At 57.3% G+C, this 21,288-nt stretch carries 18 protein-coding genes; 8 read left to right on the forward strand and 10 right to left on the reverse strand.

The window, feature by feature from the left end; translation table 11 throughout:
* Positions 1-3: 3 nt before the first annotated feature.
* The 4 genes from AC2FFE_RS05020 to AC2FFE_RS05035 form a co-directional block, all read right to left on the reverse strand.
* On the reverse strand, positions 4-771 hold the full coding sequence (locus AC2FFE_RS05020; RefSeq protein ID WP_496846050.1) for an enoyl-CoA hydratase/isomerase family protein: 768 nt from the start codon (positions 769-771) through the stop codon (positions 4-6).
* Positions 768-2,339: an acyl CoA:acetate/3-ketoacid CoA transferase gene (locus AC2FFE_RS05025; protein ID WP_496846051.1), complete on the reverse strand. Its 1,572-nt coding sequence runs from the start codon at positions 2,337-2,339 to the stop codon at positions 768-770. Before AC2FFE_RS05025 ends, AC2FFE_RS05020 begins: the two co-directional genes overlap by 4 nt.
* Positions 2,339-3,340, reverse strand: a complete 1,002-nt coding sequence (locus AC2FFE_RS05030; RefSeq protein ID WP_496846052.1) for a Gfo/Idh/MocA family protein — start codon at positions 3,338-3,340, stop codon at positions 2,339-2,341. Before AC2FFE_RS05030 ends, AC2FFE_RS05025 begins: the two co-directional genes overlap by 1 nt.
* 133 nt (positions 3,341-3,473) lie before the next feature.
* Complete coding sequence (locus tag AC2FFE_RS05035; protein WP_496818296.1) at positions 3,474-4,598, reverse strand: ROK family transcriptional regulator; 1,125 nt, start codon at positions 4,596-4,598, stop codon at positions 3,474-3,476.
* 254 nt (positions 4,599-4,852) lie between these two features.
* On the opposite strand from AC2FFE_RS05035, the gene AC2FFE_RS05040 reads away from it, so the two are divergent.
* From AC2FFE_RS05040 to AC2FFE_RS05055, 4 genes are all read left to right on the forward strand, one after another.
* A complete protein-coding gene (locus tag AC2FFE_RS05040) occupies positions 4,853-5,869 on the forward strand; it encodes a sugar ABC transporter substrate-binding protein (RefSeq protein ID WP_496818052.1) in 1,017 nt (338 codons plus the stop codon).
* A gap of 112 nt (positions 5,870-5,981) precedes the next feature.
* A complete protein-coding gene (locus tag AC2FFE_RS05045; protein ID WP_496818051.1) occupies positions 5,982-7,055 on the forward strand; it encodes an ABC transporter permease in 1,074 nt (357 codons plus the stop codon).
* Positions 7,055-7,831 (forward strand): ATP-binding cassette domain-containing protein, encoded by a 777-nt coding sequence (locus AC2FFE_RS05050; protein ID WP_496818050.1) that lies wholly within the window; start codon positions 7,055-7,057, stop codon positions 7,829-7,831. The genes AC2FFE_RS05045 and AC2FFE_RS05050 overlap by 1 nt, the downstream gene beginning before the upstream one ends.
* Complete coding sequence (locus AC2FFE_RS05055) at positions 7,828-8,466, forward strand: nucleoside/nucleotide kinase family protein (protein WP_496818049.1); 639 nt, start codon at positions 7,828-7,830, stop codon at positions 8,464-8,466. Before AC2FFE_RS05050 ends, AC2FFE_RS05055 begins: the two co-directional genes overlap by 4 nt.
* Positions 8,467-8,478: 12 nt before the next feature.
* Here the strand turns inward: AC2FFE_RS05055 and AC2FFE_RS05060 are convergent, their stop codons facing one another.
* Entirely contained in the window at positions 8,479-9,264 is a 786-nt protein-coding gene (locus AC2FFE_RS05060; protein ID WP_496818048.1) for an ABC transporter permease subunit, read from the reverse strand.
* 144 nt (positions 9,265-9,408) lie between these two features.
* On the opposite strand from AC2FFE_RS05060, the gene AC2FFE_RS05065 reads away from it, so the two are divergent.
* The 3 genes from AC2FFE_RS05065 (at position 9,409) to AC2FFE_RS05075 (ending at position 11,183) form a co-directional block, all read left to right on the forward strand.
* Positions 9,409-9,918, forward strand: a complete 510-nt coding sequence (locus tag AC2FFE_RS05065; protein ID WP_496818047.1) for an MbcA/ParS/Xre antitoxin family protein — start codon at positions 9,409-9,411, stop codon at positions 9,916-9,918.
* Complete coding sequence (locus tag AC2FFE_RS05070) at positions 9,915-10,604, forward strand: RES family NAD+ phosphorylase (protein ID WP_496846053.1); 690 nt, start codon at positions 9,915-9,917, stop codon at positions 10,602-10,604. Before AC2FFE_RS05065 ends, AC2FFE_RS05070 begins: the two co-directional genes overlap by 4 nt.
* A gap of 114 nt (positions 10,605-10,718) precedes the next feature.
* Positions 10,719-11,183: a hypothetical protein gene (locus AC2FFE_RS05075; RefSeq protein WP_496846054.1), complete on the forward strand. Its 465-nt coding sequence runs from the start codon at positions 10,719-10,721 to the stop codon at positions 11,181-11,183.
* Positions 11,184-11,192: 9 nt separating this feature from the next.
* Here AC2FFE_RS05075 and AC2FFE_RS05080 read toward each other — a convergent pair whose 3' ends face one another.
* From AC2FFE_RS05080 to AC2FFE_RS05100, 5 genes are read right to left on the reverse strand one after another with little or no spacing between them, the layout of a single operon-like run.
* Complete coding sequence (locus AC2FFE_RS05080; protein WP_496846055.1) at positions 11,193-12,263, reverse strand: polyprenyl synthetase family protein; 1,071 nt, start codon at positions 12,261-12,263, stop codon at positions 11,193-11,195.
* A 4-nt stretch (positions 12,264-12,267) separates the two neighbouring features.
* Entirely contained in the window at positions 12,268-14,391 is a 2,124-nt protein-coding gene (locus AC2FFE_RS05085; RefSeq protein WP_496846056.1) for a hydroxysqualene dehydroxylase, read from the reverse strand.
* Entirely contained in the window at positions 14,384-15,214 is an 831-nt protein-coding gene (locus AC2FFE_RS05090) for a DUF3237 domain-containing protein (RefSeq protein ID WP_496846057.1), read from the reverse strand. The genes AC2FFE_RS05085 and AC2FFE_RS05090 overlap by 8 nt, the downstream gene beginning before the upstream one ends.
* 13 nt (positions 15,215-15,227) lie before the next feature.
* On the reverse strand, positions 15,228-16,106 hold the full coding sequence (locus AC2FFE_RS05095; protein ID WP_496818041.1) for an encapsulin: 879 nt from the start codon (positions 16,104-16,106) through the stop codon (positions 15,228-15,230).
* 25 nt (positions 16,107-16,131) lie between these two features.
* A complete protein-coding gene (locus tag AC2FFE_RS05100; protein WP_496846058.1) occupies positions 16,132-19,362 on the reverse strand; it encodes an adenylate/guanylate cyclase domain-containing protein in 3,231 nt (1,076 codons plus the stop codon).
* Positions 19,363-19,763: 401 nt separating this feature from the next.
* Between AC2FFE_RS05100 and AC2FFE_RS05105 the strand changes: the two genes are divergently transcribed.
* Positions 19,764-21,287 carry a DUF4153 domain-containing protein gene (locus AC2FFE_RS05105; protein ID WP_496834227.1) on the forward strand — a complete coding sequence of 508 codons (1,524 nt, stop codon included), beginning with the start codon at positions 19,764-19,766 and terminating at the stop codon, positions 21,285-21,287.
* The last annotated feature ends 1 nt before the right edge of the window (position 21,288 follow it).

Here is a 21,288-nt window from a genome sequence, read left to right on the forward strand (position 1 = left end):
GCGTCAGAGCCCTGAAAACTGAGGGTTACGTTTTTCCATGAAGGCCGCGACGCCTTCGTCACGGTCGGTTGAGGCCGCCGCAGCAGCGCTGCCAAGTGCCTCGATTACCGCATCCGCGTCCTCACCCACTGCTGCATGGATCATGTTCTTGGCAATCTCGGTGGCGCGCGGGGACAGGGCCTGTACCTCAGCGGCGATCTCAAGCGCGCGGGTCAGGACATCGTCGGCCAGTTCGACGGCATAGCCCAGGGCAACCGCGCGGTCCGCGCCGAGGCGACGACCAAACAGAGCCATCTCTTTAACGGCCGCTTCCGGCATCAACCGCGCCACGCGCTGTGTCCCCGACCAACCCGGTACGATCCCAATCCGCGCTTCGGGCAGGGCCAGAGTTGCGCGCGGTGCCAGCAAGCGCAGATCGCAACAACTGGCCAATTCCAGCCCGCCGCCAAAGGCATGGCCGTTGATTGCGGCAATCGTTGGTTTGCCGAGTCGCGCGAGGCGGTCAAAAATCCGATGCCCGTCGCGCACCCAGTGCCGTGCAAACTCTGCAGGGCTCAGCCCACCCCAGGCACCAATATCCGCGCCGCAGCAAAACGCCTTTTCTCCGGCTCCGGTCAGCACCAAAGCCCGGATCGCATTGTCCCGCTCGACCTGCTGCACATGCGCCTCAAGCGCATCCAGCATGTCAATGGTCAGCGCATTCAGCTTGGAGGGATTGTCCAGCGTCAGGATGGCGGTGCGCCCGTCGATATGAAAGCCAATCCCGCTCACACCGTCATCCCCATGGGACCTTCGGCGAACAGCGAAGTCGGCATCAATATCGCGTTTTCCGCCACTTTGACGCGGCCTTGTGATGCCGCCACAATGTCGTGCTGCACGTTGATGCCCGGCATGAGCTCGGTCGCGACCAGCCCCTGATCGGTCAGGCGGATGACACAGCGCTCGGTCACGTAGATCACATCCTGCCCAAGCTCGCGCGCCCGGCGGCCCGAGAAGGTGACGTGCTCCACCTGATCCACCATCTTGGTAAACTTACCGGGGGCTGCGACGCTGATCCCGTCCGAACCCAGGGCGATCTTGGCGCCAGCCTCGAACCAGCCCGAAAACACGATCTTTTTCGCGCCTGCAGTGATGTCGACAAACCCGCCGCACCCGGCGGTCAGATACGGTTTTTTACCCAGTTTCGAGACATTAACATTGCCTTCCACATCGACCTCAAGGAAAGACAGGAAGGACATATCGAACCCGCCGCCCTGAAAGTAGATGAATTGCTGCGGCGAGGGCACATAGGCGTGCGCGTTAGACGCACAGCCGAACGCGAAACCGGTCAGCGGCACGCCCCCAACAGCCCCTTGTTCAATGGCCCATGTTACGGCTTTGGGATGCCCTTCCTCCAGCAGAATGCGAGGCACCATAGCGCTGATACCGAAGCCCAGATTTGCACTCATCCCGGCGCGCAATTCCATCGCGGCGCGGCGTGCGATCACCTTTTCGATCCCGTGCTCGGCCAGCGAGAAACTGTCCCATGGACGCATGATCTGGCCCGAGATGGCGGGATCATAGGGCGTTTCGGTGGTCTGTTTCTGATCCGGGTCTTCGACTATCAAATCCACCAGATGGCCCGGTACGCGTACATCATGCGGGCGCAGGCTACCCTCGGCAGTCACCCGTTGAACCTGAGCGATCACCAGACCGCCATGGTTGCGCACGCAGATGGCCTGTTCCAGCCCGCCCAGATAGGCCCCTTCATGCTCATAAGTCAGGTTGCCGAATTCATCCGCCGTGGTGGCGCGCAGGATGCAGACAGTCGGGATGATGTTGGGAAAGTGCAGCCAAGTCTGACCGCCAAATTCGGTGCGTGTGACGATTGGCGAAGCAGCACCGCGTGCATTCATCGCACAACCCTCTCGGAGCGGGTCAACAAACGTGTCCAGCCCGACCTGTGTCAGGACACCCGGTCGCCGGGCCGCCGCTTCGCGGTGCATGTCGAACATGATGCCCGAAGGTACGTTGTAAGCGGCCACGCGATCTTCGACGATCATCTTCCAGATCTCGGGCATATCAAGGTTTGATGGTCCCGAGGGGTAAGACCCGGCCAGCACACGGGCTAGCAACCCGTCCTGCGCCAGATGCTCCATGCCTTTCACGCCATACATATCGCCTGCAGCAATCGGGTGGAGCGTAGTGATATTGCGTGGATGCCCTTCTGCCCGGAACCGTTCGCCCATGGCTTTTAGGACCAGATCGGGGCATCCCAGCGCCGAAGAGGACGAAACCGTGACAATCGCATCGTCCGGGATGCGGGATGCGGCATCAGAGGCTGAAACAAGCTTGCTCATCAGAAGCCACCATAGTTGACGTCAACGCGCTGCCCGGTTGCCGCTGCCTCGCGCACGCTGAGCGCGACAGACAGGGATTTGACGCCATCCGGGCCATCGGCAGCGGGGCGTCCCTGTCCTGCCGAGGCGGCGACGAATTCCGAGACGCCCTGCACGTAAAGGTCATGGTTGGAATAGGGGATCGCTTCGCTGCCCTTTTCGGTGACGAGGGTGATTTCACCGACCGGCTGCTGGGTCATGACGCCGTTAGCAAAGATCGATCCTTCTGTCCCGTGAACCTGAAGCCCGGAACCGGCGAAGGGGTGCGTAAAGCTCTCATGGCTCATCACCATGGCACCAGAGGGCATGGTCCAAACCGACATGCAGGAATCCTCGACCCCCTGCCCCATACCGGAACTGGTCGTTTGCGCCACGACGCTTGCGGGGTCTTCCTTTAGCAGGAAGCGGGTAACGTCCGCGTCATGCACAACGATATCGGGGATTACGCCGCCACCAGCGCCCGCATCATTGATCCGCCAGCCCTGCAAGTGCCCCGGCAGGTGAACTGCGTGATGAATGCGCAGTGACAGCACCTTACCAACCCGGCCGGCCGCGATGAGATCGCGGATCGCGCGGTGGGTGCCCGAGCAGCGCAGGTGGTGGTTGGTTCCGAAGGTAACACCAGCGGCATCAGCCGCTCGCACCATCTCAACCGCTTCGTCCTGCGTCATGCCAAGGGGCTTTTCACACAGAACATGTTTGCCTGCGGCAATCGCAGCCATAGCCTGGGAATGGTGCTTTTCATTGGTTGATGAGATGTAGACCGCCTGCACGTCCGGATCAGCGAGCGCTTCGGTTAGATTGGTCGAGGCGTTTGCAATGTGGTGATCCTTGGCCCACACCCTCACCCGATCGGGTGAGGTGCTGACAACCCATGTGACATCATTACCAGGCTGCTTTCGCACGGCATCCAACATGTGTTGTGACGCAATCGTGCTTGCCCCCACAAATACCCAGTTCATTGCAACCCTCATTACTGGAACGTTCCAGAATTATGCTTACTGGAACGTTCCATATTGATCAAGATGAATCTTGGAACCGACTTTTTTAGTGTACGTTTCGCGTCGCCAGCAGTCTTGTTTCTTGTTGGCAGGCCTATGCTTCTACTAAATATCGCTCGGACAAAGGCAGGCTGGCCGCACCAAGCGATCGCGCATTCGGACCTACGGTACCAGCTGCAATCACCGGTCGTTCTAAACCAGTAAGGTTGAGGCGCGAGATCTGCGATTCGACCTCGGCGATCAACCGGTCTTTAACATCGGAGGGCATCCAGCCATCGATTATGACACATTCAAAATCGATCAGGCTGCACGACGACACAATCGCATGGGCCAGTCCAATCGCTGCGTGGTGCAGCCAGTTGTTCAGTTCCTCTTTTGGGATGTCCCAGTGATCGGTCGTCTCCCAAATCAGCCCGGCGGTTTGACCGACCCCGGCAATGGCGCGTTCAAGGGTATAGAGGCTGGCAAGGTCGATCAGAGGCTTCACGTCACCGGCCCCGATTGACACTGGCATCGGACCCAACGCGCCCGCATTTCCGCGACCCGAATAGATCGCACCATTCAAAACAACGCCGCCACCTATAAAGTAGCCGACGTAGAAATACAGAAAATCACGTGGGCCACCCGTTGGTCCGAATACAAGTTCGGCCCCGCAGGCCGCTGTGGCGTCATTTTGCAGAAACACCGGGAAATCATAGATATCCGCCAGTTCCGACTGTATGTCGGCGGTACGCCAAGGCTCCATCTCTTCCTGCGGTACCTGCAAGGTCTGGGCCCAATCCCACAGATAAAACGGCATGGCGATCCCCAGCCCCGCGATGCGGTCTCGTGCTTCGGGCGCCAGCGCGGATATCATCTGGTCCAGGGCCTTTTTGGCAAAGACCAACGTCGCCTGTGGTTGCGGGTATTCATAGGTCTGCCGCTCATGCATGAGCACCCGGCCGAGAAAATCGATCAATACCAGCTCAGTGCTGCGTCGCCCGATTTTCAGCCCAAAAAACAGTGCCCCATCCGGGTTGAGTCGCATCGGGATTGATGGCTGGCCGACCTTACCCCTCACAGGTTCGCCCCGCAGCAAGAGCCCATCTTTTTCAAGCTGCCGCATGATCACGGAAACGGTCTGCGCGGAGAGGCCCGTCATGCGCGCAATTTCAGCTTTGGCCAGCGCTTCATGCCTGCGCACCAGGGTCAGGACCAAACGCTCATTACGCGCCCGCATCCCGCTTTGGTTGGTCCCGCGCACCTCGGAAACCTGATCCAAAGGCGTGCTGCCCTGTGGCACCTCAACAGACACGGCTAGTCCTCCCCTGTCAAAGGATGAGAATAAGCGGTCATTCTGTCAATAATAAATAAGAGTGATTTATTTATTGACTCATTTTGAGATTCTTGTGATGATTTTCGGGTGTGATCGGGCCCGACCCGGACGATTGCGCATATGCCAACACGGCATGGGAGAAACTGGGAGGATACTTCATGAAACTTGCGACTTTCGCAGGCGCGACAGCAATGGCCCTGACCGTCACGGCGGGTAGTGCGTTTGCTGATACCACCGTATGTTTGATCACCAAGACCGACACCAACCCCTTCTTTGTGAAGATGAAAGAGGGCGCAACTGCCAAAGCAGAAGAGCTTGGCATGACGCTCAAGGCCTTCGCGGGTAAGGTGGATGGCGACCACGAGACCCAGGTTCAGGCGATTGAAACCTGCATTCTGGACGGCGCTAAAGGCATTTTGCTGACTGCCTCGGACACCTCATCGATCGTACCCGCCGTACAGCAAGCGCGCGATGCAGGTGTACTGGTGATTGCGTTGGATACTCCGCTTGAGCCTATCGATTCAGCGGATGCGACCTTTGCTACTGATAACTTCCTGGCCGGGCTTCTGATTGGCCAATGGGCCAAGGCAACGCTGGGCGATGCCGCAAATGACGCCAAAATCGCCACATTGGATTTGGCTGTAAGCCAACCAACAGTGGACGTGCTGCGCAATCAGGGCTTCCTAAAAGGGTTTGGCGTTGATCTGGCCGACCCAAATGTGATCGGTGATGAGGATGACCCGCGTCTGGTTGGCAGCGACGTGACCGCTGGTAACGAAGAAGGTGGTCGCCGCGCGATGGAGAACCTGCTGGCCAAGGATCCGACGATTAATGTGGTCCATACGATCAACGAACCAGCTGCCGCGGGCGCGTATGAGGCGCTCAAAGCCATTGGGCGCGAGAATGACGTGCTCATCGTTTCTGTTGATGGCGGTTGCCCCGGCGTTCAGAACGTGGCGGATGGCGTGATCGGCGCAACATCGCAGCAATACCCGTTGCTGATGGCCTCGCTTGGTGTTGAAGCTGTCAAGAAATGGGCCGATGAGGGTGTGAAGCCTGAAAACACGCCGGGCAAAGACTTTTTTGACACCGGAGTCGCGCTTGTCACGGGCGCAGCCGCCGATGGGGTCGAGTCCATCTCTGTCGAAGAAGGCATGAACCTCTGCTGGGGTTAAACTGATCATGCAGGAGGCTGCGAAGTGGCCTCCTGCCATCTCATCACATTCTCACCCAAAAACTTGCTAAAGTGGTCCGCAGACGGGCTCTTGACGCTTGGGGGATCCATTTATGTCCGATACGCCACGACACTCCGATGATTTCGAATCTGCCGCACAGGGCAGCCCGGAACAGGTCGCTGAGTTTGAAGATCATCACCGGGGTTTTGTCGGGACGGTTCAGCACTTTTTGCATATAAACCCGTCGCTTGTTCCACTGATCGTCCTTGTGGTTGCCATTATCATATTCGGTGTGTTGCTTGGGTCGAAGTTCTTCTCACCTTTTGCGCTGACACTGATCCTGCAACAGGTGCAGATTGTCGGCATCGTCGCCGCCGCACAGAGCCTGGTTATCCTGACTGCAGGCATAGATCTGAGTGTGGGCGCGATCATGGTCATGTCATCGGTGGTGATGGGGCAATTTACATTTCGGTACGGCTTGCCGCCCTCAGTTGCAATTCTCTGCGGATTGGCCGTTGGTACAGCCATCGGAGCGATCAATGGCTATCTGGTGAGCCGGGTCAAGCTGCCACCGTTCATCGTAACACTCGGCATGTGGCAGATCATTCTGGCCGCGAACTTCCTGTATTCGCAGAACGAAACAATCCGGTCGCAAGATATCGAGGCGAACGCTCCGATCCTTCAGATCTTTGGTGAGAAATTCAATATCGGTGGGGCGGTTTTCACCGTCGGTGTGATCTTCATGCTGGTCCTGATTTTGGTGCTGGCCTACGCGCTCAGGCATACGGCCTGGGGGCGACATGTTTATGCGGTGGGCGATGATCCCGAAGCGGCTGAACTTTCTGGCGTGAACGTGCATCGCACCCTGATGTCCGTCTATATGCTATCCGGTCTAATCTGCGCCTTTGCGGGCTGGGCCTTGATCGGTCGCATCGGTTCTGTTTCGCCAACCTCGGGCCAATTGGCCAATATCGAAAGCATCACGGCGGTTGTGATCGGGGGCATCTCTCTGTTTGGCGGGCGCGGCTCGATCTTGGGGTCGCTATTCGGGGCGCTCATCGTTGGGGTGTTCACGCTAGGTCTGCGCCTGCTCGGAGCGGATGCGCAGTGGACCTTCCTGTTGATCGGTATTCTCATCATTGCAGCGGTCGCGGTCGACCAATGGATCAGAAAGGTATCAGCCTGATGGAACCCATTCTCAAAGGACGCAACCTTGTGAAACGCTACGGCAAGGTCACAGCACTGGACCAGTGTGATTTTGACCTGATGCCGGGTGAGATTCTGGCTGTGATCGGGGACAACGGTGCAGGTAAATCCACGCTGATCAAAGCGGTTTCTGGGGCGGTAACCCCGGACGAGGGCGATGTCTGGTTGGATGGGCAGAGGGTCCAGTTTCAGTCGCCCATCGATGCGCGCGAAGCCGGGATTGAAACGGTATATCAAACACTGGCCATGTCCCCTGCCCTGTCGATTGCCGACAACATGTTCATGGGGCGCGAGATTCGTCGCAAGGGCCCGATGGGGTCGCTGTTTCGGATGCTCGACCGACCCGCGATGGAAAAATTCGCACGCGACAAGCTGAGCGAACTGGGCCTCATGACGATCCAGAACATCAATCAGGCGGTTGAGACGCTGTCGGGCGGTCAGCGTCAGGGCGTCGCCGTCGCGCGGGCGGCAGCCTTTGGATCGAAGGTCATCATTCTGGACGAACCCACTGCGGCGCTTGGAGTCAAAGAAAGCCGCAGGGTTCTGGAACTGATCCAGGATGTGAAATCGCGCGGCATTCCGATCATTTTGATCAGCCATAACATGCCCCATGTGTTTGAGGTCGCCGACCGCATCCATGTTCATCGTCTTGGTAAACGGCTTTGTGTCATTGATCCCAAAGACTACACAATGTCGGACGCGGTGGCCTTCATGACCGGCGCCAAAGAACCCTCGAGTGAAGGCATGGCGGCGTGAGCAACGACCGCTCTAGCGCGTCGGCTTTGGCGCACCGTATTGCTGATACGGTCCGGGCGTTGCCGCAGAGGCAAACGCGAAATCTGGCCGCAATAGCAGGTCCGCCGGGGGCGGGTAAATCAACCGTAGCGGCCCTGACGCGTGATCTTTTGCAGCAACAAGGGATCGCCACAGGCCTCGTGTCGATGGACGGGTTTCACTATGATAACGCCATTCTTTCCGCCCGCGATCTGCTTCCTCGCAAAGGTGCCCCTGAGACATTTGATGTTGCGGGGTTTCAAGCCTTGTTGCACCGGTTGGTGACTGAGGGTGAGGTTGCCGTTCCGGAATTCGACCGTGAGATCGACAAATCCATTGCCGCCCGTGGGCTAGTGACACCCGACCAGAGGCTTGTTCTGGTCGAAGGCAACTACTTGTTGCTACAAGAACCCGGCTGGTCCAATTTATCCGAGCATTGGGCGCTCAGCGTTTTCCTCGATATTGATCTGGAAACGCTTGAAGCGCGGCTGCAGCAACGCTGGTTGGATCATGGTCTATCCCCGGACGCCGCCAGAGATCGGGCATTCGCCAATGACATCCCGAATGCAAAACGCATTCTATCAAACTCTTGCCGCGCTGATCTGGTTCTGAACTAAGCCGCCTCGCTGTTAGTGAATTCCGGCGGTCAGGGTGCGCACAAGCTGACGTTGAACCAGCAACAGGATAAGGGCTGGTGGCCCCAAGGCCATCAAGGCCAGCGCCATTCCGGACGGGCTGCCTACCCCGGCATAGGTCATCCCGCTGACCAGTGTACTGTGGGTCAGACTGGTTGTTGTGATGATGATTGGCCAGGCATATTGGTTCCAGCCAAATACAAACAGGATCGCAAACAGTGCGGCAACCATCGGCAGGGACAAGGGCAGCACTGTATCCCACAAGAAACGCATTGGCCCGGCCCCGTCCATTCGGGCAGCCTCCATCAATTCCACCGGGATCTGCCGCAGGAACTGGTTCAGGACCAGCACGCCCAGGCCGCTGGCGGTAACCGGCAGGATCATCCCTGCGTAAGAGTTCAGTAGCCCAAGATCGCTGGTAACGGCAAAGGTTGGTAGCATTCGGCTTTCGATGGGAAAGAACATCGCCATCAGAATTGCCCCAAAGATCAGGTTATTCCATCTCAGGCGGAAAAAGACCAATGCATAGGCCGCCAGCATGGAAACGGAGCATTTCAGAATGGCGACTCCAAGTGCTATAACTAATGAATTCCACAGCATCGCGCCTGCGCCGATCGCATTGCTACTGACGCCGTTAACCCAGAGGTTCGTGAATAGCGCGCCCAGCTGTTCCGCCCCGACACTAGCCACCAGTTGCCAGCCCAAAACAACAATCGGACCGGTCATCACAGCCGCCCCGATCATCAGTATTGCATGGTCCAGAAGGCTGGTTTTTTTCAAGACACTGTCCAATGTCGCTGTTTTTGCGCCCTTCAGCCTATTCGGCATAGGCAAACTGGCCTGCGTGGTCAACGCGTGAGATTGTTGATATTTGACCACCTTGTCTATATATAGATATTGCATCCAATAAAGGACAATAGGGCCATGGAAATCGCAACCTTGCCGCAGGATACTACTACTGCCCCGCGGCTGATCCCGGTCGGCGCGGCTGATCGCGCACGTCTCAGCGGGCCAGGGCTGCGCACATTTCGCAACATCGCCGAAGCCTGGGGGCTGAGCGAGGCACAAAGGATCGCGGCGCTGGGGTATCCTGGTCGATCAACCTATCATGCCTGGATCAAGAAAGCTTTGGATCACAAACCGATTTCTTTGCCCTTTGACACACTGGTGCGCATTTCAGCTGTTCTGGGAATCTACAAGGCCCTGTCGATCCTGTTTCTGGATCAGGATCAGGCCGTGAAATGGCTGAGCAACCCGCATCAGGGCACGATCTTTGCCGGGTCCTCGCCCCTGGAACTGATCGTCGGCGGCGGGCAGGACGGGATGATGAATGTGCGCCGGTATCTGGATGCCTGGCGCGGGGGTGACATGGGTCATGGTGTGCCCGAGGGCAGTTTTGAGCCGGTTACCGAAGACGATGTGGTCTTTCTGTGAGTTGGAACCTGACCGCCTATCCCGGCGTGCAAGCCCCAACACACACTCGTCGCATCATCCCAACCCGGTTTCCCCCTGTTCCAGCCTTCGAGGCCGTGACCAGCGAGGACGATCTGGCTGATATCTTTGAGCTTGAAGGTTGGACCAATGACCGGCTGGTGGCCACGCGCTTGTCGCGGCTGGATCGATCGCAATGGGTCTATGGCCGACCGAATGCCAGTATTGTCATGTCCTCGTTTCTGCACGGATCGGTCACGGGAATGCGCTTTACCTCATCGGTTTTGGGTGCATGGTATGCCGCAACCGACCTGATGACTTCGGTGCTTGAGGTTGCAAATGGTCTACGCAAGGAAATCGCCTTGTCTGGTTTGACCCATAAGCGCGAAGCCTATCGGGAGTATGAGGCGCGGTTGGTAGGAACCTTTGTCGATGTATTTGGTCAACACCCCGAATTTCATGACCCCGATGATGCGACCTATCCTACCCCTCAACGGTTTGGCGAGTATGTCCGCCGGACAGGGCCTGCAGTTGCGCGCGTGGGTATCCGATACCAAAGTGTACGCCGACCGGGTCATGAGAACTGGGTTTGTTTTGTGCCACCTGCCGTGCAGGATGTTGTGCAGGCGCGTCATTTTGAGATCGATGTGCGCCCGAGCGGCAAAGTCACCGTTGAAGAGCTTCGGTAGGTGGCGCGGCGAAAGTCTAATCAGACTGATAGGGCCTGTCAGAAAACCGCAATTGCCAAGCCATTTCAGTGAGAATCCTGTTTACTGAGCGCCGCAACCGGTGCACATTTAGACATGCCATATTTTGAGCGAAAACCCTATGCCAGCATGATTGACGCCGTCTCTCCGACCGCGCCCATGTTGGATCAGACGCCGATATCTGAACTGGCCCGTCGCGTATTGGATGCAGAAAGTGGTCAGAAACTACCTCTGGACGGACCCTTTCTATGCCGCACAGTTTGTACCCCAGGCAGCAAAGGGACAATTGTTCTGTCCATCGCGGCCCCTGCTGATGGAGAAACCGTGGAATTGCGGTTTGAACCGGGGGACCTGACCAATGAAGAAGGCGCCGTGATCCCGGCAGATCGACTGCGTGTCGACCCACCAGCGGTGCGGCTTGCACCGGGCGAAGTGGGCGAAGTGCGCGTCATACTAACGGTGCATGACCTGGCTGAACCGGGCCGTTATCACGGGCGGGTTCACAGCTTTGGGTCAGAGACATCCGCGATGGTGGTGATTTTCGAGATTGTGGACGGGTGATCCTGTCCGCTAGACCTGTCTTGCGACAAGATAATCCATGAACTGACCCAGGAAGGCGCGCGGCCCGCCCTCGGCACCTGCAAAGACCTGTTCGAACTCCTGACGGGCGGATTGCAACAGATCGTCAGCTCCCCGTTGTGCATATTCGACGCAGCCATAGTGATGCATCCGATCCAAAACCCAATCTACATCATGAGCCGAGCGATCCTGCCTGGGATTGGACAGAAAATGCATCAGCCGGTCTTTCTCGCGGGTCTCGCCATGTTGACTCAGCTGGCTTAGCATCAGGGTCCGTTTACCTTCGTAGATATCGCCGCCGATTTCCTTACCGTATTTGTCCTGACTGCCGACAAGGTTCAGAACATCATCCTGAATCTGAAAGGCAGCACCCAGAAAGAAGCCAAACGCGTTGAAATCGTCCAGGTTGAGCTTGCCCGAGGCGACATCTTCTGGTCGCGCTATCAGCGCCCCGATCCGCATCGGATGGATGAAGCTGTACCAGCAGGTCTTTTTCAGACACATGTTAAGATAGTCGGCTGGGGTCACATCCAGCCGGTTGTCTCGAATCCAGCCCAGTTCAATCGCCTGGCCCTCGATAGATTGCATCAGAAGGTGGTCAAACTCATCCAGAACCCGAGCCGAGGTTTCAGGGCCGAGAGGGTCAAGATTGTCGCGCAGCAGACGCAAGGCCATCGCCTGCATACCGTCGCCGGTATTGATGGCCATCGGCACGCCAAGACGTTTGTGCATGCACTCTCTGCCCCGCCGGAAGTCGCTGACATCTTCGATGTCATCATGGATCAGAAAGGCATTGTGCAGCAGTTCCAGTACCGCAGCCGAGACCATGGCGTCATCGGTTTTGCCGCCGAACGCCTCGCATGTGGCCAGCAGCAGCGCGGGACGCAAACCTTTGCCAGAGGTTTCGATGTAGTCGCGCATCGGGCCGTACAGATAATCCTGCGGTTCGGTCGTGGGCAAACGTCCCAACAACGCCTGACGCGCCTGATCCCCATATCGGGTCAGCTGTTCCAAAAAGCCCTGCGTCGCCGCCGGGTCCAATTGCGCGGTTGATGCGCCCACCGGTTCAGCCCTTCTGCGTGATAATGACTTTGCGACCCGCAGTGCCGCCTGCAACGCCGCCCTTCGGGTTAGACTTTGAATTCAAAGACGTCCCCATCACCCGGTTTACCCCGGGAAGCGATGAGGGTTCGGCACTGTTTCCGACGACATCCAGGGCCGCCGTTTCGGCCTGTTCAGCACCGGGTATCGGAATGTCGACGCCGGGTACATAAGACGCCATCAGATCGTATAATGCTTCTGGGGGGCAGACCATCCGTAGCGCGTCTGCTACAGCAGGTTCTTCGACAATTCCACCGGGTTTCGAGTACTCTCCGGCCGCTGGTCCCACCGCAGCCAACGGTCCCTCGCCACCGCCGGTTGTGCCGGTTGTATCCTGTGCAGACCGCAACGAGGCCTGAACCGCCTCGGAAAATCTCTCGTCCCAAGGCAAGCCAGCCTGATATCGCGCGTAGTCATAGGCGCGCAACGGGCGCAGGATGTCGGGCTCGTGCAGGTCCCAGATTTTGCAGCGCTCCGCATCCGATCCGCAGCGCCGCAGGATACCATTGACGGCACGCCGGGCAGCCTCGTTCGCGCCTTCCATCGTGGCAAGATCGGTATAGGTGCGCACATAGTCAGACGCCAAAAAGAAATTCTGAATCAACGTGGCAGCATTCGGACGCAGGCGCCATGTGTTGATGCGGTTGACCAGCAAAGGCTCGACATTGGTCATACGAGAGGGATGTTCAGGGTCGGCAACGATATCGGGATCGAGGAACCAATAGTGCATATCCTCATCCCGCAGAATGGTTTGGCCATCCACATTGAGGCTGCGTTTGAGTTGTGCCCAGACCTCCTCCGCAATCTCATCGCGGGAACAGTTGCGCGCGGTTTTTCCGTTCAAGCCTGGTTTGTCCCATTCCGAGATATCGATGGACAGCAAGCCCTTGGTCTTACCCTCGGCCCAATTCTCGAAGTTGATACCGGGCCAGAACTGTTTCTGCGATACAGCAGTCAAGGCCCATGGGCTGTCGATAAAGATCACATGACCATGAGTCAGCTCGACCTCTTTCGTCAGATAGTACTGGATGCCATTCATCCACTGAACATTTTCAGCCAGCAGTTTCAGCTTGGCCAAAGCGGGGTCTATGGCGGTCATGGCAGGGGTTACAAGTGGGGCGATCCGTTCGATCGGCAAGGCGCTGATGAACCAATCTCCGGTCACGGTTTCCTGCCGCCCATCGCGTTCGACCGTCGCGCTGACAATACGCCCGTCCTGGCATTCGATCCCCGTCACTTTCGAGTCGAACTTGTAGACCACCCCTTTGCTTTCCAGATAGTTGAGCCAGGGTTGTATCCAAACCAGATTGGTCGGCCCGTTCAGCAATCGGTTGCAATGGGGTTCGGGTGTGGCAATGCCCATCTGCAATTGGATGGCGATGTCGCCGACGGTCTTTGTGCTGGCCGTGTTCGCCTTGGCCGCCACCAGGGATCGCGTCAGGCCGATGGCCAGGAATTTCTGGTATGCTTCCGATCGGTCGTCGGCACCGATGAAATCCCACCAACCGGTACGCTCATATTCGTCATCCCGACGCTCTTTGCATGAGGTTGCGATGCGCCACATGCAACTTAGGAAATGCTCTACGTCCTCAAAACCAATCTGGTCCCGAGGCGATATCGTATAGGCAAAGGTCTTAAGCGCGTCGGCGAATTCCTTCAAAGATCGCGGAAACCGCTCGGGTACGATGATGCCGGGCTTGTCAAACTGGCAGACAAGAACTTGTGTTGTCGGCATTAGATTGTCGTAACAAGTCCCCTTGTCGTAATAGGGCGTGCGCGCCATGGTATCGGTGATATGCCGGTAGAAATTTGGAAAGAACCGGAACCCGTGCTCCCCAGGTAGCCATGGGCGTTTGACGCCGGGCGGGAAATCAGCGCCGTCCATATCAACCCATTGCTGCAATGCTTTGATATGCTTGGCCTTTGACCCGCGATCATCTTCGCTTTTCATCACGGGGATGCTGCGCGCCTTGCCGCCCGCAATCAGCTGGCGTTCGTGAACTTCAACTTCAAAGCCACGTTCGATCAGCTCATGCGCGGCGCTCATCCCGCCGATGCCTCCGCCCAGTATGACGACCTTCTTAGCCATCGGATGTTCCTTTCGCGGAATAGACGTCAAACCGTAGAGTCACATCAGACAGGCTGGCCTGCCCAATCCCAAATCCCTGCACCCGGTTCAACCAGGTATAGCGCGCGTTTGACGTCAGATATCGAGACGCGATGCGCACAGGGGCCGTGGCGGGCAACTGCCCCTTGCAAAGCGCAGCGAATCCAGATTGCCCAAAGTCACAAATGCCGCTGTCATCGAACATGATTGGCGCGCCACCATCTGAGGGTTTGATCATCGCCTTGGCATGCAGATTACCAACGCCGTCCGGACGGACCTGCATCCAATCACCGCCAACGGGTTCAATTGTACCGTTCAGCTTTGGGCCCGTCACGGTGCCGCCTTCGCGGATGGCAAAATGCAGCCAAACACCATCCGGGGTTTCGCCCGTTGCATGGAAATTCGCCTCAAAGGGCACAACAAAATGCGCTATATGTTCCAGAGATGGTGACCGCTGATCCGCCTTTGTTATCTTGGCGGCTTCTGGCTTTGCTATCGTCTGTTGGCCAGGGTCGACCTCTCGCCCACTGGCGGTCAGAACCGGTCGCCATGCCAAAGGGTGCCCTTTCATGGCCATTGGCAACGCTGCCGCAAATTGCTGCATTCCAGTCTGCGGATCACAGCCTACAGGCCACCCTCGGACCGCGCGTTCAGGCCCGCCGTTTGCCGAGAAGATCAGACGCAGCGTGTCATGTGATGACACGGCGGGTCCTGCCTCAACCAGAACCCGTTGTACACCACTGGCCACCTGCGTGACCGCCTCGGACCAACGCAGAGTAACCCCTTTATCGGTGAACTCCCGCATGACCATGTCCAGATCAGAACGAGATTGTGGTGACGGCCTCGCCTTCTTTGACCCTCAGGCGGAATTTCTGCTGCACACGGAAGATATTGTCACCATCGGCCGAAGTTTGCAGATATTTCACCGAGATATCCGATGGCACCACGATCTCAATCGGTGCACCCTGCAGCGAGACCAGTATGGCCTTGTCCTCTGGAATGGCGCTCGAGCGCAGCAGCGGACCATCCAGGAACGGCAGGATGCTGTCGCGCGGCAGAACCATCGAGTTTGGCAAAGGCGTCGTGATCGCCCGGAACAGGGTGTTGCCCATCACACAGGCAAACGGCCCCAGATGTCCTTCGGTTTCCAGTTTGTTGATCCCTGCAACAACCGCCTGAAAGACCTCGTCTCCGGTGGGTGTGGCTCCGGCTTTGGTGCCGGTGGTCGGGTTTTTTGCCCCTTCTTGCAACAGGCCATCATACTTGCCACCACCGCTGACGGTATAGACCTCGGGCAGTTTCTCGGGGCCTACTGGGGTCGGGCCTTTACCCGTTCCCGGTTGGCCGTTGAAAATGATCTGATCTTCGACGCGGGCAACAACGGCTGCTGCGCGGCGAAACATGATCTGTGCCGCAGACAATTCAGGATCCGACATCTGGGCGTTTTTCAGATAAACATTGACTGACACCGTCGACAGTCGGGTTGTGTCATAGTCATTCACCACAAAGCGCTTGGCGGCCCCACCCGGCGATGGGGACAGTTCAAGACTGTTCAGGGGAACGGCCTGGGTGTCGGCGGGCAGAGGGCCATAGAGCGGCAGAAAGCTGGCTGCAACGCGTGCGCGCAGCGCCTCATCATGCACAACCTGACTTACAGTACTCCACTGCTCCTGACTCCAATCAAGTGCCTCGGTCATCAAAAATCCCTCCTGTTGGGACTGCTCAAATAATATTGGCAGCTTTATCAATTGTTGCTTCAGCGCTCAGCGTTTCCAACAGCCGCCTCGCGCGATCTTCTAATACAATGGCACCAGTATCTTGGGCCAATTGTAGCGCAGTTTCCGCCTCGGACATAGCTTTGTCTATATCGCCCAGAGCGGCAAAGGCCTTGGCCCGGACGCGGTGATATTCAGGCTTGTTCAATAGCTCTCCGCGGGCCCATCCGGGTTGGCAGATACGTTCAAGCCGGTCCAGGGCCTGTTCGATATGGCCCTGGTCGATTTGCAGTTCGGACAAAACGATCTGGTTTTGCGGAAAGGTAAAGTTGCCACCCGCGTTCGAGACCATGTCCATATAGGTTTCAACCCGCGCTGCACCACCGTCGACATCACCCATTCCGGCCTGCGCAAGGCCCATATAGATGTCCTGCATCGCGTGCAGATATAGAAACCCTTCTTCATCCGCGATCTGGCGGGCTTCTTTCATCGTTTTGTCCATCCGTTCCCATTCACCCGCATAGGGCAGGAACATTGAACAGGCGCCCATGATGTAAACCAGATTGGGCGCGTGTTTTAGGGATCGGCTAATCTCGATCGATTCCAGACGGGCGGCTTCGGCCTCGTCAAACTGGCCCAATTGCCACAACAGGCAACCCCGGATCGCATGCAAGGATGCAGCGGTCGAGGATTGGGTCATCGGAAGCGTCGCCGCATCCAGTTCGGGCGAGATCAGATCAAGCCCCCGGGTAACCTGGGCCTGGCATGCTTCGAAATCACCCTGGAAATAGTGCGTGAAACTCAGTGCGCGCGCTGCGAGGACGTTGGTCACAGGATCCTTGGCAACACTTGCCATTCCATCAAGCGCCTGCCCCATTTCCATCGCGCGATTCATTTCGCCAGCGACAAAGAAATGGGTCCAGCGGCAGAAAGTGGCCGCAAACAGCGTTTCGCCATCGCCAAGCGCCTGCGCCAGTTCCATGGCGCGCGCGGCGGTTTGGGCAACCTGATCCGAGGACCAGCCGTAGATCGCCATATAGGCGGGCAGCACGTTCATTTGAACGCGCAATTCCAGCCCATCCCGTTCGGCGGCGCCGGGCAGTGTTCCGATGTTCCGAAGTGCGGCCCGGAAGGCCGAGATGGCAGGCAGGTTCGCAAGCCGCGAGAGGGCCTGTTCCCCGGCAGTGATCCAATGCGTCACCGCCTCATCGTTCAGCCCGCCAAGATCGCAGTGGTGGGCAATCGTATCCGGGGCGGGTGTGCCAAAGGCCTTATTGCCGTCCAACAGGGCCTGAGCAATCTTCAGATGGATCTTCTCACGGTCATCACGCAGCAGTGAGCTATAGGCGGTATCCTGAACAAGCGCGTGGTTAAAGGTGTAAGTGGCAGTGCCCGCCTTGCTTGTGGCCAATACCAGCCCAGCGGCCATCAATTGTATCAGCGCGGAATCGACATCTGTGTCATCCGGTGCAACGGCGCGGATCATCGGCGCGGTGAAGCTGCGGCCGATCACCGATCCAAGCTGTGCAATCGGTTTTGCATTTTCCATGCGGTCAAGACGTGACATCAGCGAATCTTGCAGGGTCGTCGGGATGCTCAGGGCATCTAGAACAGCGGTATCGATCGGCGCGTCCTGTGGCAGCTGATCCAGAACGGCCTTGGTCATTTCCTCGATATAAAGCGGAACGCCGTCCGCCTTTTCGATGATCTGCCTGATCAGGATCACCGGCAGGCTGCGCGGTTCCGCGACACGGCGCACCAGTTCAGAGGCCTCGGTTTTGCCCAGAGGGGTCAGGTCGATGAACTCTGCCCGTCCGGCGAAATGCTCGGGCGGTTGGTATTCAGGGCGGTGTGACATGACCACCAGGATCGGGAATTGTTCCAAAACGCTGAACAGAGCATCCAGCGCGTCCAGTGTAGTGGCGTCCGCCCAATGCACATCTTCCAATACCAGCAGCATCGAGCCGTTGTAGTCGCAGATGCTGGCCGTACATCGGATCAACATGTCCAAAGACATGCGCGCCTTTTTCATCGGGTCGGATTCGATTGGTGCTTCTGTGGCGAGGCCTGCAAGGTCCACCAACAGGGGAACATCCGCTTTGGTCAGTCGGGATGAGCGTTCAGCAAACTTCGAGATCGCAGCGCGAATGTCTGTTTCGTCAGAGCCATGGCGTGACAGGCTGCGCAGCTTTCCCTGAAGCGGATGCAGCGGCAAACTGGCCAGATGCGGCACACATTGCAACGTAATGGGTTCAGTGCCCAGCGTCTCGGAAAGTGACTTTATTAAACGCGATTTGCCAATTCCCGGCGCACCGCCAACAAAGGCCAATTGACCCGTGCCAGCCTTGGCACGCTCCCACAGGTCCGTCAGCGTTGACAGATGGTTCTGTCGAGAAACCAGCGTCACGGCCGATGGCCCTGAACGCGCATCAAAGCGGCTGGATGACAGTGTCTCGGACACCACGCGATACACGGTGCGTTCGTTCTGAAACCCTTTGAGTTCGTGACTGCCGCGCGGCTCGAATTCGAACGTGCCTTTGGTCAGCTGCTGCGTTTCCGAAGAAACGATTACCTCGCCCGGATTGGCAAGGCCTTGCAGGCGCGAGGCCAGGTTTGCAGTTTCACCGACAAGAAAGTCTTCGGTGCCCAGGCTTTTTGAGGTGACAACACCCACAACGACAAGGCCCGTGGCAATACCCGCGCGCAAATTCAGGTTTTCGCCGAATGTCGTATCCAGATTCTGTACGGCTTCGATGGTTTCCAGCACGGCCCGGACCGCGCGTTCGGCATCATCTTCCATCGCTTTGGGGTAGCCGAAATACATCATGATCCCATCGCCCTGGCGATACGCCAAATGGCAACCATGCCGCTTCATCGTGCCGATAGCGGTATCCAGATACAGCGTCATGATCTGCATCAGTTCTTCTGGATCATAACGCTGAGCCAGTTGGGTTGACCCCACCAGATCGCAAAACACCAGGGTCAATTGGCGCCGCTCGGCCACGCGGGAAACCTGGGGGTCGTCCGCAATATCCAGTGTTTTCAATGCGATCTGAGCTTGGCGAAAGCGCTTTCGCTGACCAACTGTAAGGCCTAGATCGCGCAGATCAGGGTCGGTCAGATCGTCGAGAATGTCATCCGAGACTTCTTCTTCAGCAAAACGGGGTAAAAACTCTTCCAGCCCGGCCTGGGCAAGGACTTTCCCAAGACGGGTTGAATGGGTGACAAGTTTTGTCATGACCCCTCGCCCATTTTAATGTCCCCCTGCTGACGCTCGCTCTTTGCGCCAGAATATCGGCAATACCCCACCGAATCCATATTATTGGAAGAGCGTACTTCCAAACGTGTCGACGTATCTTGCAGAAGTTACAGGAAATTTCCAGAGTTTAAGTTACGCGAACGTCAATTCACTAAATTTTAGTGACTTATGTATCGACGCTATTCGCTGTTCCCGTATCGATCCCGATTCTGCTGTAAGCCAAGGTCAGGATGCCCGGGTTTGCGCTGGCCAAACTATCATCCCCGGCCTGCACGAAACCTGCACGAAAGCCCCTCGATCCCTACGCACACGGATTGGCAAAGCTGCATTTGGCACGGGCAGGTTTGCTGACAATCAGACTGGCAATCAAGGGGCAGAACATGAGGCAGGAACTGATCATCCAAGGCGTTCCGGACCGCATCAAACGCGATGCATGGTGGTTGGAAACGATCATCACACCACAAGGGGATCACCATCGCAGCACAAAGCCGGATGGCCCATTGCTCAGCTTGGTTCGTGTGCAGCATGCAATCCCGTTGCTGGCGGCGCTGGTCACGCTGGCGGACTGGTTGTTCTGGAAGCAACCATTGGGCATCTCTGTCGCTGTGTTTGCGCTGGTCTTGTCAGCTGCGATCATGTTTGCCAAACGCGAACGGCCCAGCGGATTAGAATGGATCTGGGCGATCGGATTTGCCGTTTTGTGCAATCTGCCGGTGGCGATTGATCTGCAATTCCTGTCGATGCTGTTCAGCCTGGGCGGCGTTATCTGTCTGGCGGTTTGGGTTATCTATGGCGGGAAGTCGAACGAAGGCGGAGCAATGCGGTTGGCGTTCCGCTTGCCGACCATTGGCGCTGCTTTACTGATCCGAGACGTTCTGTCAGAAAAACACGATGTCAACTTGGGCACGGGCCTGCGCAACCACGCAGCGTCACTGCTGTTGCCGCTGATCATGGGGGTGGTGTTTCTGGCCTTATTGGCCAGTGCGAACCCGGTGCTTGAAAACGTGATTGAGGCGCTTGATCCAGGGTATCTGCTAGCAAGAGAGTTCTGGCTAAGGGTCTTGTTCTGGGGCATATGTGCCTGTCTGATCTGGCCTTATCTGAACCTTAGCGACCCGTGGCTGGGTCCAAGGACCCGCCAACCTGTTGCTCCGATGGCCGGGCCTGCCCGATCCGCTTTCTTGATCAACCCGGCATCTGTGCGCAACTCGCTGATGCTGTTCAATCTTCTGTTTCTTGTGCAAACGGTCATGGACCTCGGTATCCTAACCGGTGGCGTGGCGCTACCAGAGGGGATGAGCTATGCAACCTATGCCCATCGGGGCGCCTATCCCTTGGTCGTGACCGCCTTGCTGGCAGGGTTGTTTACGCTGGCAACCCATTCCATGATCAAAACCGACGCAACGCTGCGGGTGCTGGTCTATTTGTGGCTTGCGCAGAATGTGTTTCTGGTGGTGACTGCGGCCTTTCGATTGCAATTCTACGTTGAGGCTTACGCACTGACCCATTTGCGGGTCGCCGCCTTCATCTGGATGGCGCTGGTGATGGTTGGGCTGGTTCTGACCCTGTTGCAAATCCACCTGGGTCAAACCCGCGCCTGGCTACTGCGGCGGTGCTGTGTGGCAACACTGGTCACATTATATGTCTGTTGCTTCGTAAATTTTGCTGCGATCATTGCCAACTACAACCTGCATCACGGCGATGTAGCCTTGCGCGATGACTACTACGTTTGCAACCTGGGCACCGATGCTTATCCCACCATCCACGCCTACGAGCTTGAGACCAACCAACAGCTGTGTGGCAGACCGATGCGCTACGCGCTAAACCGAAACCGTATCGACACGTGGCGTGAATGGGGCTTTCGGACATGGCGAATCCAAGCCTATTATCAGCAACACATCTAAA

It is taken from the genome of Ruegeria sp. YTSA168 (assembly GCF_059610045.1).